At 38.7% G+C, this 16922-nt stretch carries 16 protein-coding genes and 3 pseudogenes; 10 read left to right on the forward strand and 9 right to left on the reverse strand.

What is annotated here, in order from left to right:
- Positions 1-517 precede the first annotated feature (517 nt).
- Positions 518-1414, forward strand: coding sequence for an alpha/beta fold hydrolase (locus AAZO_RS07835; protein WP_013190825.1), 897 nt, complete (start codon positions 518-520; stop codon positions 1412-1414).
- Positions 1415-1482: 68 nt separating this feature from the next.
- Here the strand turns inward: AAZO_RS07835 and AAZO_RS07840 are convergent, their stop codons facing one another.
- Positions 1483-2016: a DUF4330 domain-containing protein gene (locus tag AAZO_RS07840; protein ID WP_013190826.1), complete on the reverse strand. Its 534-nt coding sequence runs from the start codon at positions 2014-2016 to the stop codon at positions 1483-1485.
- Positions 2017-2858: 842 nt separating this feature from the next.
- On the reverse strand, positions 2859-3005 hold the full coding sequence (locus tag AAZO_RS37390; protein WP_013190827.1) for a hypothetical protein: 147 nt from the start codon (positions 3003-3005) through the stop codon (positions 2859-2861).
- A gap of 38 nt (positions 3006-3043) precedes the next feature.
- Here AAZO_RS37390 and AAZO_RS37395 point away from each other — a divergent pair, with 38 nt between their 5' ends.
- Complete coding sequence (locus tag AAZO_RS37395) at positions 3044-3331, forward strand: hypothetical protein (protein ID WP_228371560.1); 288 nt, start codon at positions 3044-3046, stop codon at positions 3329-3331.
- A gap of 322 nt (positions 3332-3653) precedes the next feature.
- Here the strand turns inward: AAZO_RS37395 and mtnA are convergent, their stop codons facing one another.
- The 5 genes and pseudogenes from mtnA to AAZO_RS41110 all read right to left on the reverse strand — a co-directional run bounded on the left by mtnA (position 3654) and on the right by AAZO_RS41110 (position 6526).
- Positions 3654-4688 carry an S-methyl-5-thioribose-1-phosphate isomerase gene (gene mtnA / locus AAZO_RS07850; protein ID WP_013190830.1) on the reverse strand — a complete coding sequence of 345 codons (1035 nt, stop codon included), beginning with the start codon at positions 4686-4688 and terminating at the stop codon, positions 3654-3656.
- Entirely contained in the window at positions 4660-4794 is a 135-nt protein-coding gene (locus AAZO_RS37400; RefSeq protein WP_228371561.1) for an alpha/beta hydrolase, read from the reverse strand. The genes mtnA and AAZO_RS37400 overlap by 29 nt, the downstream gene beginning before the upstream one ends.
- Positions 4795-4796: 2 nt before the next feature.
- Positions 4797-4982 (reverse strand): hypothetical protein, encoded by a 186-nt coding sequence (locus AAZO_RS37405; protein WP_228371562.1) that lies wholly within the window; start codon positions 4980-4982, stop codon positions 4797-4799.
- 34 nt (positions 4983-5016) lie between these two features.
- Entirely contained in the window at positions 5017-5316 is a 300-nt protein-coding gene (locus AAZO_RS37410) for a hypothetical protein (RefSeq protein WP_228371563.1), read from the reverse strand.
- A gap of 211 nt (positions 5317-5527) precedes the next feature.
- Positions 5528-6526, reverse strand: a pseudogene (locus AAZO_RS41110) (cation:proton antiporter).
- A gap of 245 nt (positions 6527-6771) precedes the next feature.
- Between AAZO_RS41110 and AAZO_RS07860 the strand changes: the two are divergent.
- Together AAZO_RS07860 and AAZO_RS07865 are read left to right on the forward strand one after the other, a co-directional pair.
- The gene (locus AAZO_RS07860) at positions 6772-8421 is read left to right on the forward strand and encodes a dipeptide ABC transporter ATP-binding protein (RefSeq protein ID WP_013190832.1); all 1650 of its coding nucleotides are present in this window, start codon (positions 6772-6774) and stop codon (positions 8419-8421) included.
- Between the two features lie 82 nt (positions 8422-8503).
- Positions 8504-9223, forward strand: a complete 720-nt coding sequence (locus AAZO_RS07865) for a class I SAM-dependent methyltransferase (RefSeq protein ID WP_013190833.1) — start codon at positions 8504-8506, stop codon at positions 9221-9223.
- A gap of 349 nt (positions 9224-9572) precedes the next feature.
- Here the strand turns inward: AAZO_RS07865 and AAZO_RS37425 are convergent, their stop codons facing one another.
- Entirely contained in the window at positions 9573-9719 is a 147-nt protein-coding gene (locus AAZO_RS37425; RefSeq protein ID WP_228371566.1) for a penicillin-binding transpeptidase domain-containing protein, read from the reverse strand.
- An 88-nt stretch (positions 9720-9807) separates the two neighbouring features.
- Here AAZO_RS37425 and AAZO_RS07875 point away from each other — a divergent pair.
- Positions 9808-10042: pseudogene (locus AAZO_RS07875) on the forward strand (N-acetyltransferase family protein); the annotation flags it as partial.
- A gap of 350 nt (positions 10043-10392) precedes the next feature.
- Here AAZO_RS07875 and AAZO_RS07880 read toward each other — a convergent pair.
- Positions 10393-10827: a hypothetical protein gene (locus AAZO_RS07880; protein ID WP_013190834.1), complete on the reverse strand. Its 435-nt coding sequence runs from the start codon at positions 10825-10827 to the stop codon at positions 10393-10395.
- Positions 10828-10928: 101 nt separating this feature from the next.
- Here AAZO_RS07880 and pyrE point away from each other — a divergent pair, with 101 nt between their 5' ends.
- The 5 genes and pseudogenes from pyrE to AAZO_RS29365 all read left to right on the forward strand — a co-directional run bounded on the left by pyrE (position 10929) and on the right by AAZO_RS29365 (position 16464).
- Complete coding sequence (gene pyrE, locus AAZO_RS07885) at positions 10929-11555, forward strand: orotate phosphoribosyltransferase (RefSeq protein ID WP_013190835.1); 627 nt, start codon at positions 10929-10931, stop codon at positions 11553-11555.
- 368 nt (positions 11556-11923) lie between these two features.
- Positions 11924-13006: a photosystem II q(b) protein gene (psbA, locus tag AAZO_RS07890; protein WP_013190836.1), complete on the forward strand. Its 1083-nt coding sequence runs from the start codon at positions 11924-11926 to the stop codon at positions 13004-13006.
- A gap of 102 nt (positions 13007-13108) precedes the next feature.
- Positions 13109-13246, forward strand: coding sequence for a hypothetical protein (locus AAZO_RS35085; RefSeq protein ID WP_187289686.1), 138 nt, complete (start codon positions 13109-13111; stop codon positions 13244-13246).
- 873 nt (positions 13247-14119) lie between these two features.
- Positions 14120-15511 (forward strand): malic enzyme-like NAD(P)-binding protein, encoded by a 1392-nt coding sequence (locus AAZO_RS07895; RefSeq protein WP_013190839.1) that lies wholly within the window; start codon positions 14120-14122, stop codon positions 15509-15511.
- A gap of 159 nt (positions 15512-15670) precedes the next feature.
- Positions 15671-16464 (forward strand): annotated as a pseudogene (locus AAZO_RS29365) (IS5 family transposase).
- Positions 16465-16922: the final 458 nt, after the last annotated feature.

The raw sequence follows: 16922 nt of genomic DNA on the forward strand, positions 1-16922 counted from the left end.
CATTCCTAGACAGTAATCACGTCAATAGAAAGGCTCTTGTTCTAGCATATACAAATAGAATCAGTAATGCCGATTTATTTCAGCCTTCCAGCTATCTTTAACGCTTAGAGTTAACGGTGATTTTTCTGTTAGGCTACCATAAATACCACAAACACCACATAGGTATTCATTAGTATTATTATATTCAGTCCTATAAAAAACAATTATTGCTTGGTAATTTCAACATAACTTATCTGTATAAGTATTCATTAGTACTATTATATCCAGTCCTATAAAAAACAATTATTGCTTGGTAGTTTCAACATAACTTATCTGTTTGATTAAAAAATTAATACAAGATCTTTATAAGTCATTTCGTAACTTTACATTTCCTTAATCTAACAAGAGTCAGAAGTTCTGCTGTGCTTAGTTGGCCGATAATCAATAAGAGTGAGGAGTTTACCAAAATCAGTCAGCACTTTGGTGCAACCTCAGTGCTAAAAATGCTCTTTAGTCAAAAGAATCACAAAAAATGCTTATGTTGCAATTACTGGGATTTGAGCAACGCTTCATCAATACCTCCTTGGGTAAGATGGTATACCATACTGCTACTGACTCACCTTGGCAGGATGAAAGTACAAAACCTGACAGGGAAACTTTGCTGTTTTTACATGGTTTTGGTGGTGGGTCTTCTGCTTATGAATGGTCGAAAGTATTTCCTGCTTTTGCGGCTGAATATCGGGTGATTGCACCAGATTTAATTGGTTGGGGTGGGTCTGAACATCCACAACGCAATTACAAAATTGAGGACTATTTAACCACAATATGGGAGTTTATTGAACAAACCTGCACAGGGAGAGTGATGGTTGTCGCCTCTTCTCTGACGGCAGCATTTGTCATTAGAGTGGCAATTTCCCATCCAGATTTATTTAAGTCTTTAATTCTAGTTAGTCCTGCTGGACTTTCGGATTTTGGGCAAGACTACTCCCGCAGTTTTTTTGCCCAGTTAGTTAGCGTGCCTTTGGTTGACCGGTTACTGTATAGTACGGGAATTGCTACTGATGCGGGGATCCGCAGTTTTTTAGAGCAGCGACAATTTGCCTACTCTAATCGAGTCTATCAAGAGATAGTAGATGCCTATTTACAATCTGCCCAGCAACCGAATGCTGAATATGCAGCACTATCTTTTGTCCGTGGAGATTTGTGCTTTGATTTGTCTCTTTACATTCAACAGTTAACAACTCCCACTGCTATTATTTGGGGACAAAAATCGCAATTTACTGGTCCAGAAATTGGTCGGCGATTTGCGGAAATTAATCCCCAAGCTATTCGATATTTCCAATCTTTGGAAAATGTGGGATTAACACCGCAATTAGAATTACCAGCGGTAACAATTGGACTAATTCGTAAGTTTTTAACTTTGTTAAATATGTAATGGGCATCGGGGACTCGGTAATGGGTAATTACCGAGTCCCCGATGCCCATTACATATTTAACAAAATACTATTTATCTTTTAAGCGAATATCAATTACAGAAGCGTTGAAGTTATAGTTAAAACCTTCCAATTCAAAAGGCATCCCGATTTTTACTTTACTATTACCTAAAACTGGCCCGTTATCGGTAACTTGAGCTCTTCCTTCTAAAGTCAAGAGAAAATCTGTACTAAAATTATTTACTCTAGGATCTGTTAATTCTTTAACTGAACCATCTGGTTGAGGAACAGTAATAGTCCTTTCTAGTTGTTGAATGGATTTAATTCCTACTTGACCATAGGGTTGATTGCGGATAATGACATTTGTTTTACCGCCTTTGCTAAATCCTTGTTTAAATAATTGTTCAGGATTGCGGATGTTTAAACCACGCACTACTAAGTCTACTTCTATAGGTAGTGTTTTTGTACCGACTTGAGCTACAGAACCGGAAGTTCCGGGAAAGATAAAGATACCAATTATCACTAGTAAGATTACCAGCGCAGCACCTAAATCGAGTAAGTTGATTTTGCCGAATAACCGACCTTTGGAATCTAAAATAGGCATAACAAGTTTTTGGAAATTTAAAGTGAAGTAAACTCAGGCTTTATTTGGTAATAACTCAAAATGCCTGGACAGTGCAGTTATGCGAAAGTTTATCACGTCTGTGAATTGATGGTTCATGAGAAAATAGGGTGAAGACCCTGATAGCAGGGATGAAAACTAATTAAGGCGTAAACACCTCAGTAGTTTAATAATTATAGTAGAAAGCAATAGGGAAGGGTAATTAACCTGTCTAAACGCCCTTGTGCTGCCTAATATGCAAACGCTGCACTGCTACTGGCTGCCTATTTCTGAGGAGCTTCGCTAACAAGTCGGGAAACCCGCCCAATGCAGTGCTTGACCTTAACAACTAAAATCTTGCTGTTTCTACTTCGTAACGTATCGCCTTTCTCAAAGATCCCACTCATTGGCATTAAACCAAAACCATATACCTTAACATCAAAATAATTCTGCAAGAGGTTTATTAGAGTTTTTCAAGTGAAAAAAATGCCCAATTATCATTACGTAGGCGTACCCTTCCCATAGGGTATGGAAAGGAGGAGATTGAATCAATCTAAAAGTCATGGCTATGACGCATCACAATAGGTTTATTCTAAGTGGACTCGCTGAACCAAGAATCCCTACCTAGATCTTTAAGTTGGAGAGGGAGTGTCAAAAACTGAATTTCCACCCTGTCAACTTTCAATTATCACCTGTCACTAGCTTTCAATCCTGTAGATTTAAGAATTTCCGTATCACCTTTTTTCACGATCTTTTCTCACGATCAGAGTTGATTCAGCACTTCCGTCTTCTGTAATTGGTTGTTCTCAGATGTAGATATAATCTGCATTTATCCACCCTGTAACTCATTGAGCATCTCGACAGAAAAGTTTACCCCCTGTTAATTCAATACATTTACCTTTTACATCACATCCTTTATAACTAAAATTTCCTGTATTATTAACTCCCATCCAAGAGTCATGATTATCTGTTGTAATTATCCATATCACCATTACTTATAGTTTGGGTCTTATTATTTGCAGAGCCAGATTTGTCTCCTGATATTTCTTCAGTGACAACCTCATTCCCCAAACTCATGGTTACTGATGTAACAGTTTTAGGTTTAGATGATTTTTTTTCTTCTAAAACTTCCATTCTGGTAATTATAGATTCTTGCCGTGTGTTTCCACATGGTTCACCACTTTGGCAATCACTTACTGATTCTATTGTGTCAACAGCGTGTACTTGCTTATTTAAAGATTCTCCTTCTTCTGCACAAATATCAAAACTTGCACCAACTCGATTTTCAATACCTTTTTTATCTACTCAGGTGACATAACATAGTAAATCACCACTCACTAATTCCTTAACCGTCCCAACTTGTGGCTATTTTGGTAATTCCCTGGTGGGGTTTAGATTTTTTTTAGTCATATTGTTAAGGTTTGAAGAAGCAGATTCTGTCTCAATATTCGTTTCTCTTTTACCTGGATTGTCTGTTACAGACTCTGGGGAAGTTTCCAGTTGAGACTGTACAACAGTCTTAGTAGATTTTAGTTGTATTGTGCTATTTGGTGAATTACTACAACTAACAGGCGAGATGCAGGAAAGAATTAAATAAATTGTAGGAATTAAATTTTTCATTAGCTTGTAATTTAAACTCCTTATTTTAACTTAGATTTAATCAACTCACCAGGAGCAAAAGCACCATTTTCTGTAATAATGGCTGTAATTAAATCTGCGGGAGTAACATCAAAAGCAGGGTTATAAAATTCCACTCCTGAAGGTGTAAGAATAGTGTTACCAACTTGATAAATTTCTACTGGGTGACGTTCTTCAATGGGAATTTGACTACCTTCAGCTAAAGCAACATCAATGGTAGAAATAGGTGCAGCAACAAAGAACGGAATATTATGGGCTTTAGCAACAATTGCTAAACCGTAAGTACCGATTTTATTAGCAGCGTCCCCATTTGCAGCAATTCTATCAGCACCGACCACAACTGCATCAATGAAACCTTGTTTCATGCAGTGTGCGGCCATATTATCAGTAATAACTCTAACGGGAATTCCTTCTTGTACACATTCCCAAGCGGTGAGTTTTGCACCTTGTAAACGGGGACGAGTTTCATCTGCAAATACTCGTGTTAATCTTCCTTCTCTCCAAGCGGAACGCACTACACCCAATGCAGTACCATAACCAGCAGTTGCTAAAGCACCGGCATTACAGTGAGTAAGTATGGTTAATTTTTCGGGAGTTTTCGGTAAAGCTTCTAAGCCATGATCACCTATTTGTTGACAGGTTTGGATATCTTCAGCGTTGATAGTTTGCGCAGTTTCTAGGAGAATTTGTTTAATTTCTGCGATTGTTCCTAAACTTCTATAGGCAGTTTGCATCATTCTACCTATAGCCCAAAATAAGTTTACTGCTGTGGTACGGGTAGAACGCAATAACTGGGCAACTTTTTCTAAACGGTGTAAAAACTCTTGTCTGTCGCTAGTTTCAATTTCCCTTGCACCCAAATATATACCATAAGCCGCAGCCACACCAATCGCCGGCGCACCTCTAACAATCATAGTTCTGATTGCTTCAGCCATGTCTTCACTGCGGTGGATTTCTACCACAGCATACTCATTTGGTAAGCGGGTTTGGTCGATTAGTAAAACTGAGTTATTTTTCCAAACAACGGGGTAAAGCATAAATTAGTGATTGGTGATTGGTGATTGGTAATTGGTAATTGGTAATTGGTAATTGGTTAAGAGTTATTTTCCAGTTCCCAATTCCCAGTCCCCAATTCGCATCCACTGCTACTGTGGCAAATAGGCGATAATTATAGCAAGTTTAGGGTGAATATGTGCGATCGCTTCGGGAACATGACCAAGTAGTGAAAATATCTGGCCTTTTTGTGATGCTGACCCATTTAACACCAATAAATCATTAGGTTTCAATAACCGCGACACTTCTGTGACAAAATTACCCCACACCTTTTGCACAGGTGTATCCGCTGGTAGTATCCTCTCACTTAAATCAATATCTACTCCTCTTGAGGGGATGACTTGTAAAAGTTGTAAGGGTGCTTTGAGTTCTGTTGCTAAGGTTTATGACACTGGCTTGTTTTTCTTCTGCTACCCTTGCAATTGTTTTATCAATTGATTCATCAATTCTACCAATAGTTGTAACTGTGGTAACTGCTGCATGGGCAATCATTTCTGCGGTGGGAAGTAGTTGATTTCGTCTAGCTTTATCTGCTGGAAAAGTTGGTTCACCTGCTTCAATTAAAATGTGGAGAGGTAATAATATACCGATGGCTGATTTTGCTAAGACCATGGGTAATTTTAACAGCTTATCCTCTGTATTTGGATTAGCAACTGAAACTAAAACGTTATCGCCTAATTTTCCACCTTCACTTTTTGACTAGTAGCATCTTCTGGTTTTAGTTTTTTCCCCACTTTGCTGTCACCCAACAACACTCAATGCAGGTAACTAAAATCATGGTAATTGTACCATTCACTGTTAATTGATCTACCAATTTAATGTTCTAAGCAACGGTAATTGCAGCCAAGGTAGAAGCACCTTGTGCCACCGATAATCCAAACATTACCATCACCCTATCAAAGTTAAATACAAATAATTTACCTGCACCCCAAGCACGTGGATATTTAGCAATAATGGCAACTGTCATTCTCACACCAGATACTATTAAGGATTTTGGTTCTTGAATGAGAATTTTGGGATTTACCAACATTCCCATAAAAATTAGGGAAAACGGCACAAATATAATATTACGCATAAATTGAATCCGACTCATTAAAGGACTAAGGTGGGGTATCAATTGGGTAATAGCGACTCCTGCTAAAAAAGCACCAATAATCGGTTCAATTTGGACTATATCTGCCCCATAGGAAACTAAAAATACAGTAGCAAGAATAAAAGTAAATTCTGCCCCTTCATCATGTCCGAATTTGCGAAAAAACGACTTTCCCAAGCGAGAAACACCCCAGAGGGTAAGGAAGGTATAAATAATCAGTGAAGGAATTAAAAATAACCAAAACCGGAATGTGAAACTAAGTTGATGCGCCCTTATTACTACTGCTAATACTAATAGTGCCAAAATATCAGTGATTAAAGTGCCACCAAAAGTAGTAGTTAAAACTTGTGATTGCATGATTTTACCATTTTACTGACTATAGGTAATGCCAGCAAGGTATGGGAAGCAAAACAAGAAGCGACTAAAATCGGACGTAGAAATCCGTAACCAATTGCTAACATTACCCCCCGTACCCAATATCATCAGGACAGTAAATGTCAACAAACCAAAAATTAACATCTTATCTGCGTTATATTTCATGTCATCCAAGCTGGTTTCCAATCCTGCCATGAACATGAGAAACAATAAACCAACTGTACCTAAAATAACAATTGTGTTATCCCGTACCAAAAGTTCCAAGCCATTAGGCCCAACTATCACCCCTGCCAGTATTAACCCTACAATTCCCGGTAGGTGCATTTTTTCAAAGAATAGGGGTGCAATCAGCATAATGCCCAAAAAAAATCATCAAAAATACGGGTATAGGTTCTTTAATGGGCGTAGCAACAATGGCAGGTAGGAAAAAGCTAATAGCATCTGCTTTAATAGATATATTTAGGTATTACGTTGGCACTCCACTAAAATATCTAGTAGCTTCTCAAAACACAAACCTTTTGGTTACTATTATTTAGATATATTTTTACAAATTAGGCAAATTCTCCCGTCCAAGAATTTATTAAAGTTGGTAAATATTTATGAGTGAATCCTTATTTAGTATTAAGAATTTGCGTGTAGCTTATCCACAACGTCACCGAGAAGAAGTAACTTGGGCGGTTGATGATGTATCTTTTACCCTCCAACCTGGTGAAAGAATGGGTTTGGTAGGAGAGTCTGGTTGTGGTAAATCTACAATCGGACGGGCAGTAATGCGTTTGTTACCCTCCTCAAGTCAGCTAGAGGGACAGGTAATTTTTCATGGATACTCAGTATTAAACCTAACACCTACTCAGCTAAGAGAATTTCGAGGTGAAGCTGTAGCTTTAATTTTTCAAGACCCGATGACACGCCTTGATCCGTTGATGACTATTGGTAATCATTGTCTAGAGACTTTACAAGCACATTCCCCGGAATTATCCACACAGCAAGCAAAGGTAAAAGCCTTAGCAACTTTAGAAAAGGTGAAAATTCCTCCTAATCGCTGGAATCAGTATCCCCATGAGTTTAGCGGAGGCATGCGTCAACGAGTTGTGATCGCACTAGCTTTACTTCTTAATCCTAAACTAATTGTTGCTGATGAGCCCACAACTAGTTTAGATGTGACAGTCTCCGCCCAGATTTTACAAGAATTGACGCGATTGTGTGCAGAGGAAAACATGGGATTATTATTAATTTCCCATGATTTGGCAATGGTCGCGAAATATTGCGACCGCATTGGTGTTATGTATCATGGCAAAATGGTAGAAATGGGAAAAACATCATCTGTATTTAGTAATCCCCAACATGAATATACCCAATCTCTATTAAAAGCAGCTTTACATATACAAGCATTTGATGAAGTTGAAGATCAGTCCCCATCACCCATTATCAATCATCAATCACCAATTTTAAAAATTACAGCACTTAAACAACATTACACCATTGAACCTAATTTTATTGAACGTCTATTTAAAGGATCAGGTCAAACAATTAAAGCTGTAGATGGCATTGACTTAGAATTATACCCAGGCGAAATATTAGGATTAGTAGGAGAATCTGGTTGTGGGAAAAGTACACTTTCCAGAACAATCTTACAGTTAATTCCTCCTATATCTGGAAAAGTCGAGTTTTTAGGACAAGAATTAACTAAAGTATCGCAGCAAAGAATCCGTTCCTCTCGCCGACAAATACAAATGATATTCCAAGATCCTCACGCCTGTTTAAATCCAGCCATGACTGTGGGACAAAGTATAGCTGATCCTTTATTAATTCACAATTTAGCGAATGCTGAAAAAGCCAAAGGAAAGGTTTTGTGGATGTTAGAAAAAGTGGGACTAACACCAGCAGAACTTTATTATCAACGTTATCCATCTGACTTATCTGGAGGACAACAACAACGAGTTGCGATCGCACGGGCTTTAATTACTCGTCCTAAACTAGTAATATGTGATGAACCAGTGAGTATGCTAGATGCAAGTGTACAGACACAAGTTCTAGATTTGATGTTGCAATTAAAAGCCGAATTCGAGTTAACTTACTTGTTTATCACCCATGATTTATGGTTAGCGAGATTTTTTTGCGATCGCATCGCCGTTATGAATGGTGGTAAAATAGTTGAAATAGGTCGCACCAAAGAAGTTTTCATCAATCCCCAACATCCCTACACCAAAACCCTCCTAGCTGCTGCACCTTTATTAGCCAAGGTTTAATATTATTAGTTATTAGTCATTAGGAAAATTACTCCCTCATCTCCCTCATCTCCCTCATCTTCCCCAATCCCCAAATTAAATAATGTCTAAAAATCCAACATCAAAATCTTACACAACGAATATAAATCACTCAGACAAATGGCAAGAAAGAATAGCCGAAGTAGCATATCGCTTCAATAAACAATATCAAAATCAACCCTTTGAAGTATCAGATGAAGTACGAGCAATGCCAATATTTCGAGAATGGACTACAGGCTTTTTAAATAGTAGAATTGTTTCACCATTCTGGGAAATTGCCCAACCTCAAGAAAAGCAACACTGCTTAGATATCGGTTGCGGTGTCAGTTTTTTAATATATCCTTGGCGAGATTGGCAAGCATGTTTCTATGGGCAAGAAATCAGTAACATAGCACGCGATACTCTCAATTCCCGTGGTTCACAGTTGAACTCAAAACTTTTCAAAGGTGTAGAATTAGGGGCATCACATCATTTAAACCATCCTTCCGGACAATTTGATTTAGTAATAGCTACCGGATTTAGTTGTTATTTTCCACTGGATTATTGGCATCTTGTATTACTAGAAGTTAAACGGGTATTAAAACCCGAAGGATACTTTGTATTTGACATTCTCAATTCAGAACAACCTTTAGCAGAAGATTGGGCAATTTTGGAAACTTATTTAGGTGCTGAGGTATTTCTAGAAACTGCATCTGAATGGGAAAAAACTATTAAAACCGCAGGTGCTAAAATAGTAAAACGTCAATTAGGAGAATTATTCGAGTTATACAAAGTCAGATTTTGATACAACATTTATAAGATTAGAATAGACCCAAATACATTCAAACTGCTGCGTCTATCATCAATTCGGGCAGGTAAATCATCTGGTTTATTGATATCCATCAATATTTATTTGTGGTAAAAAAGTAGACATTTTCGTTTTTTTCCAAATAACCAACAAACCAACCTATTTGCGGTTTATTACTACTTAAGCATCTCGTTTTAGCCTGCAGTGTGTAATCTGGAGCTTATTCACGCACCATCATGTTTTTAACAACATCCATAGTCAGTTTTGAAAACGGTAAATTACCTTGATACAAACGTTGCAAAAAATCAATTTGCTCTTTGGGTGTAATTTTCAATGGACTTTGCAGCTATAAACGATCAATATCTGCGGAGGTACCAATGGGACGGTTGCCATAAATGACTTTATGAATCCATTGCTGCATTCGTACATATCCAACTTTGTGTGCTAGAACTTTATAAAACCAGACGGTTGAATTTTTGAACGCTTGACGCAAATTTGTATCCTGATTCCAACCTTCAGAATCTTAATGAATTCCATGTATTTTTTGTAAAAATTTTACCAATAATTTTGCCATAGCCGCAATGATAATCCGCCATGCCACTAAGACAGACCTACCAACAATTATATAAGTTTATAACGCTGCGGTGCCTAGCCGCATGGCCACCGCCGATTTAGAAGCTGTATCTATGGACAGTCGCATGTCTTGGTTTCAAGGACGAGTACTCTCACAACGTCCTCTATGGATCATTGAGGTAGATGGTGTAATTGGCGTATGGTTGAGTTCTCAATCATTATTATGGCAGACCCGCCTATTATTAGCCATAATTGCTTGCGTAGGCAGCCAAGAGGCAAAAGGTAAGAGGATTACAGAATATTAAGGTGTACGGAGTTCTGTTCAAAAATAAAGTCAGAGTCTGATTTTATACTAGACAGGGTTTAAAAGTTTCATTTTGAACGAAGTGAAGAATCTCCGAGATACTATAGCCTAAGGCACGCTCCCCGTTCACGCAGTGTTCTCAAGAGATAAGCTGCATTATGTTCCCATGGCTTACACCACGCTGCGCTATGAGTATGACATAAGTCCAAGTTTCATCCGTTTGCAGTATTATGTATTATAGAGACGTTCGATGGAACGCCTCTCAAACCTAATGCATTTAATACCAGCATTAATGAGATGTTAAACTGTCAAAGTGGTATTCAGTACCAAGTTTTAGCTTATTAGCATTATAGCGAGGAGACATCAATAAAGAAGAATCGTAAGGACTTGGTAAATCAGGAGCACGAAGATAAGGATCACTCATAGCTTGTTGGGTAAGAACATCATGATAAACAGTGTTTACCAACTCAGCATCTTTAGCGATTTCATTATCAGGGAACGTTGTTCGGAACTTACCCCCTGGACCCAATAAAGAATCTACCTGACGCTTTAAACTGCCATTGTCATAAAAATCAGGGTCATAGCGAAAATACGCTCTTTCAACAGTATCAGTAATTGTTTCATAATTTTCTGGTTGCATCTGAGCAACTGTAACCATAGGAAAGCCTGTACTACTAAACAGCAGTACTAATAACCCACTCAAGCCTTGCCAATTTATACTCATGTTAACGACTCCTCAACTTTTTTGTGAATCTTAATTTATGCTTAATTTCAGAACTCCGATGAGTTCAACCTTTGGTGTAGCAAAACTTTTAACGGTTTGTAATGTCTTATTCTACTGAAACATCTAACCAATCAGATATTTGGGCAATTACTACTGATTTAACTACCTTGCGTCAGAAGTTACTCGATTTATTTTGCCGACTTGCTTATCAAGAAGGTGATTTTGTTCTCTCTTCTGGACAACGTAGTTTTTACTATATTAATGGTAAACAGGTAACACTGCATCCTCAAGGTGCTTTGGCAGTAGGACGATTGTTGTTACACCTCCTACCAATAGATACACAGGGAGTAGCAGGTCTAACACTGGGTGCTGATCCCATTGTTTCAGCAGTGAGTGTAGTTTCTGTTTATGAAAATCGACTCCTACCCGCGTTGATTATTCGTAAAGAAGCTAAAGGTCATGGCACAATGGCTTATATAGAAGGACCTACCTTGCCAGCAGGTGCAAAAGTAGTGGTGCTAGAAGATGTTGTCACTACGGGGCAGTCTGCACTGAAAGCGGTTGAACGTCTGCAAGCAGCAGGTTATACTGTAAATCGAGTAATTTCTTTGATAGACCGACTACAAGGAGGCGCAGAGTTATATAAATCTGCTGGCCTGCAGTTTGATGCGTTGTTTTCAATTCAGGATCTTCAAGAAGAGTACCGTAAAATAGCAGGTAAGAGGTGATAGTTCAGGACTTACGCAACTTGCATATATTAGTAGGGTGCATCAGATGTCGAAAATAAGTTGATATTAACCAATTTATTAGGTCTGACGCACCCTAGAAGGGACTTTATTGTGACACTATTAAGTCCTATATGGTGATAGTTAATAGGTGATAGCCATTACTGGCTTCCCTAAACTCCACACCCTGTTTTCGGTCAAAATGTGAAGAACCTTTTGTAAATCTCAATAGATTACTAAAACATATAACTGATATAACTAATACTGATTTTAATTATCTTTACAAATTTCAATTTACCCTCTAATGTTGTAGTCAGGTAGGCAAAAAAACCTATCAACATCATAGATAGACAAAATAAAGCACTTATAAAATGACCACAACCTTACAACAGCGTTCAACCGCTAACGTATGGGATCGCTTCTGCGAGTGGATAACCAGCACTGAAAACCGGATTTACATCGGTTGGTTCGGTGTATTGATGATTCCTACCCTTGTATCTGCGATCGCTTGCTTCGTAATTGCATTTATCGCTGCTCCTCCCGTAGACATCGACGGTATCCGCGAACCAGTTGCAGGTTCTTTACTTTATGGAAACAACATCATATCTGGTGCAGTTGTTCCTTCTTCTAATGCGATCGGTTTGCACTTCTATCCAATCTGGGAAGCAGCTTCCTTAGATGAGTGGTTATACAACGGCGGTCCTTACCAATTGGTAATTTTCCACTTCTTAATCGGCGTAGCTTGCTACCTCGGTCGTGAATGGGAACTTTCTTACCGCTTAGGAATGCGTCCTTGGATTTGCGTAGCTTTCTCTGCACCTGTAGCAGCAGCAACCGCAGTATTTTTAATCTACCCAATCGGTCAAGGTTCATTCTCTGATGGTATGCCTTTGGGTATCTCTGGAACCTTCAACTTCATGATTGTGTTCCAAGCTGAACACAACATCTTGATGCACCCCTTCCACATGCTGGGTGTAGCTGGTGTATTCGGTGGTTCCTTGTTCTCCGCAATGCACGGTTCTTTGGTTACATCTTCCTTGGTTCGTGAAACAACGGAAACTGAATCTCAAAACTATGGGTACAAATTTGGTCAAGAAGAAGAAACCTACAACATTGTTGCCGCACACGGTTACTTCGGTCGCCTGATTTTCCAATACGCTTCCTTCAACAACAGCCGTTCACTTCACTTCTTCCTCGCTGCTTGGCCAGTAATCGGAATCTGGTTCACAGCATTGGGTGTCAGCACAATGGCGTTCAACTTGAACGGTTTCAACTTCAACCAATCCATCATTGATTCTCAAGGTCGTGTAATCGGTACATGGGCTGATGTAATCAACCGCGCTAACCTGGGTATGGAAGTAATGCACGAACGTAACGCTCACAACTTCCCCTTAGACTTAGCTGCTGGTGATGTTGCTCCTGTTGCTCTAACCGCACCTCCAATCAACGGCTAATCTTAAGTATCTCACATAACTAAAAAATACCCTCCAGAAATGGGGGGTATTTTTGTTTTTTAATTACTCAATCAGGATATCCAGGATTGAGTAATTTTCAGGATGAAAATGTGTAATTCAGGATTTGAAGATAAAATTTATGATATACAGCAGTCTGAACAGGAAAAACAACAAAACGAGAGACTAATAGCTTATTTAGTTTCCCAAGGTATTAACCTAAATAACTTACCTAATAGCTAAATAAATAGGGTTCTTGCGAACCTTTTATGGAATCGAATAACAAATAAAACTCTTATCTACACTATAATCTTTACCACCCATGGGTTTTGAGGTTTTAAGATTTCCTATGTTTTACGATTTCCTATAAACCTTTGATGTTAATGCCGTACCATAAAACTAACGGAAGAGCTATATAAGATTCTTGTTAACAAAGAATCTGAGAACATACAGTAGGAGTGAGGACTCAGGAGTAAAACTCTCTTCCTAATTGATCTGCAATCTGCTGTAAGTCAGAAATAAAAACTGCTTAGTATTTAAGTTGTGATTTCTTTTGGGTAAGTTTTTCAGAGTGGATGAGGTTTATTGCAAACAAGGAATAAGTAAGTCGGCGGGAAGAAACAGAAGTATGTAACAAAAAGTAAAATTACTAAAACCCTCTTCCCTGTTGCTTTCTGCCTGTCATAACAACAATGTTTAAGGCCAACCTACTTAACTTGCTTCTAATAAACGTCTCTCTGGCTTTATTCAGAGTTTATTGATATTCGGTTTCTGGTTAGGACTCAGCAACTAAACTAGTGCCAGCTTGTACTGTCATAATTTGATTATGCAATATCACCGTTTTAATTGCGATCACAGTATTTAGTAGTATTTAAAGCTGTATTATAAATATGCTGTATCTCTAGCGGCAGCTTTAACCATAAATCCTTAAATCCGGATTATGACAATATTCATCATGAAAATGATTAGTTAAAACTAATGTATTTTGATACAATAAAGAATTGGTTATTACAGTCAAGGCATAAATATACAGATTAAATATCATATTTTATTGTCGAAATAGAACGTTAACAAGCAATTCAATATAAAATCCAAAATTTCAAATCGCACAGCACAATGGCAAACTTAACTCCTAATTCTAGTTTCAGTGTGACGCTACGCTTACAAATTCCCAACCGGGTGGGGATGTTGGCTTCTGTAACACAGGCAATCGCACTCAGTGGTGGTAATCTAGGACAAATTGATTTAATTGAACAAACCCGCAAACAATCCATCCGTGATATTACAGTTGATGCGGCTAGTACAGAACACGCGGAAACTATTGTTCAAGCTATAAAAGGATTACCTGATATCAAGGTAATCAGTGTTTATGATCGCACCTTTAATTTACATCGTGGTGGCAAAATCAGCATCGCTAGTAGAATCCCTCTCAAAAGTGTTTCCGATTTAGCAATGGCTTACACTCCTGGAGTCGGTCGGATTTGCACTGCGATCGCCCAAAATCCAGAGGAAGTTTACAATCTTACTATAAAACAAAACACTGTCGCGATCGTCACCGATGGTAGTGCGGTTTTGGGTTTGGGGAATCTTGGAGCTAGTGCTGCTTTACCCGTGATGGAAGGTAAAGCCATGTTATTTAAAGAATTTGCAGGTCTTGATGCTTTCCCTATCTGTCTTGCTACCCAAGATACAGATGAAATTGTCAAAGCAGTGAAGAATATCGCTCCTGTGTTTGGTGGTGTGAATCTAGAAGATATTGCTGCACCCCGCTGTTTTGAAATTGAAAAAAGACTGCGACAAGAATTAGATATACCAGTTTTTCATGATGACCAACATGGTACAGCAATTGTTACTTTAGCTGCATTGTTTAATGCCTTAAAATTAGTCAATAAATCAATTGCAGACATCCGCATTGTGATTAATGGTGCTGGTGCAGCTGGAGTTGCGATCGCTTGTTTACTCCGCAAAGCAGGAGCAGAAAAAATCTTGATGTGTGACTCCAAAGGCATTATATCCACCAATCGCACTGATTTAAACGAAGAAAAACAAGAATTTGCAGTCAAAGCCCAAGGCACTTTAGCAGGTGCGATGCAAGGTGCAGATGTGTTTATCGGTGTGAGCGCACCCGGAGTTTTAACACCAGAAATAGTGCAAGGAATGACAAAGGATGCAATTGTGTTTGCCATGGCTAATCCCATCCCCGAAATCCAACCAGAATTAGCCCCCAAGAACGTGGCAGTTATGGCTACAGGTCGCAGTGACTACCCCAACCAAATCAATAATGTCCTGGCGTTTCCAGGGGTTTTTCGTGGGGCTTTAGATTGTCGGGCTAGAAGGATTACCACAACAATGTATTTAGAAGCAGCTAGTGCGATCGCATCTTTAGTTAAACCTTCCGACTTGAATCGAGAACATATTATTCCTTCAGTCTTTGATAGTCGTGTTGCTACCGCTGTTGCTGCTGCTGTACAACAGGCCGCACGAGAAGAAGGAATTGCTCAAAGTTAATAACAGTAAAAACCCACTAATGTGGGTTTAGAATTTCATAATCTCTCAACAGTCAGCCTTTAACTAAGAGGCTATTGATAAAGTAAATGTAAAGGGGAGTAGAAAAGGAATGTTGGAAGGAGAGGATACATAAAATGTAGTGTATTTACATAGCTACTGATGGAACGAAAGTCTTACCCCACAGACTTAAGTGATATGGAGTGGGAAATCCTGGCCCCATTGATTCCACCAGCCAAAGAAGGAGGGCATCCACCCACAACAGATATGGGTGAAATATGTAATGCCATCTATTATCATTTGAAAACTGGATGTCAATGGAATATGCTTCCAGGTGACTTCCCGCCAAGGTCAACGGTATATAGCTATTACAGGAAATGGCAGGGCCAGGGGGTCTGGGAAAAATTCAACCATACATTGGGTAGTCAAGTTCGCTCGAAATTAGGTAAATGAACACAACCTACCGCGCTCGCTGCAGACAGTCAGTCGGTCAAAACTGACCAAAGAAAGCGGATGTGTATGGTTTTAACGGATGTAAAAAGGTAAAAGGAAGAAAGGGGCAGACTTTAGTTGATAGCCTGGGACTTGTGTTGAAAGTTGTTGTTAGTGAAGCGAATGCCCCAGAACGAATACTTACTGCCTATGCACTAATGGAACTGCTAGAGGAACCCACAGAATTATTGGAAAAAGTCCAAGTTTTATGGGTTGATTCCGGTTATGACGGTGATAAATTTGCACTTGCAGTTTGGTTCATGATTCAAGCTCATGTTGAAGTCATAGGACCTACTAAGCAAGAATTTAAAGTTTTACCACAACCCTGGGTAGTAGAAAGAACATTTGGGTGGTTTAACCAATATCATCGTCTAAGCAAGGATTATGAGCGTTTAACACAAATGAGGGAAGGGGCTATATATGCTCTTATGACTAGAATTATGCTACTTCCTCTTCTCTCCTAAACATTTACTTTATAAGTAATCTCTCAGAGATTAGATTCTGATGGTTAGGAATTATTTCTACAAGCATATACTTTCTTCAAACAAAAGACATTTGATACTAAATATAGTCAGTCAAATTAATCCAACTTTACTCAGGACTACCAGGACAGACACGGTTACTTTTGTAACATCTCAAATCTTGGACTGACGAGTACGGGGAACCACCAGTTAATTCCCAACCTCAGACAACTATAGTCGAGTTGAAAAAACTATTTGGGAGTATTGAAGAGCGCTGTCAAGAACCTGCAGCAGGCACGTTGTAAGGTAAACAAGAAGTAGAACTATTAATCGAAATTTAAGAATTTAGAGAAGTTTTAGTTTTTCTGATCAAACTACTCCGTTCCCACTAAAAGAATAAGATCATAGTAATGGGGTAGAGGGATAATGCTTCTGCGTAAGGTGGAATCCCACACCACTAA

The sequence above is a fragment of the 'Nostoc azollae' 0708 genome (genome assembly GCF_000196515.1).
GTDB classification, from domain to species: domain Bacteria; phylum Cyanobacteriota; class Cyanobacteriia; order Cyanobacteriales; family Nostocaceae; genus Trichormus_B; species Trichormus_B azollae.

What these genes read in the sequence shown, in the direction of transcription:
- AAZO_RS35085 (WP_187289686.1), top strand. Translation starts at nt 13,109, where the DNA reads ATGAAAATGTGTAATTCAGGATTTGAAGATAAAATTTATGATATACAG.
- AAZO_RS07835 (WP_013190825.1), top strand. Translation starts at nt 518, where the DNA reads ATGTTGCAATTACTGGGATTTGAGCAACGCTTCATCAATACCTCCTTG.
- psbA (WP_013190836.1), top strand. Translation starts at nt 11,924, where the DNA reads ATGACCACAACCTTACAACAGCGTTCAACCGCTAACGTATGGGATCGC.
- AAZO_RS37390 (WP_013190827.1), bottom strand. Translation starts at nt 3,005, where the DNA reads ATGGTGATATGGATAATTACAACAGATAATCATGACTCTTGGATGGGA.
- AAZO_RS07880 (WP_013190834.1), bottom strand. Translation starts at nt 10,827, where the DNA reads ATGAGTATAAATTGGCAAGGCTTGAGTGGGTTATTAGTACTGCTGTTT.
- AAZO_RS37410 (WP_228371563.1), bottom strand. Translation starts at nt 5,316, where the DNA reads ATGGTCTTAGCAAAATCAGCCATCGGTATATTATTACCTCTCCACATT.
- AAZO_RS07840 (WP_013190826.1), bottom strand. Translation starts at nt 2,016, where the DNA reads ATGCCTATTTTAGATTCCAAAGGTCGGTTATTCGGCAAAATCAACTTA.
- mtnA (WP_013190830.1), bottom strand. Translation starts at nt 4,688, where the DNA reads ATGCTTTACCCCGTTGTTTGGAAAAATAACTCAGTTTTACTAATCGAC.
- pyrE (WP_013190835.1), top strand. Translation starts at nt 10,929, where the DNA reads ATGTCTTATTCTACTGAAACATCTAACCAATCAGATATTTGGGCAATT.
- AAZO_RS07860 (WP_013190832.1), top strand. Translation starts at nt 6,772, where the DNA reads ATGAGTGAATCCTTATTTAGTATTAAGAATTTGCGTGTAGCTTATCCA.
- AAZO_RS07865 (WP_013190833.1), top strand. Translation starts at nt 8,504, where the DNA reads ATGTCTAAAAATCCAACATCAAAATCTTACACAACGAATATAAATCAC.
- AAZO_RS07895 (WP_013190839.1), top strand. Translation starts at nt 14,120, where the DNA reads ATGGCAAACTTAACTCCTAATTCTAGTTTCAGTGTGACGCTACGCTTA.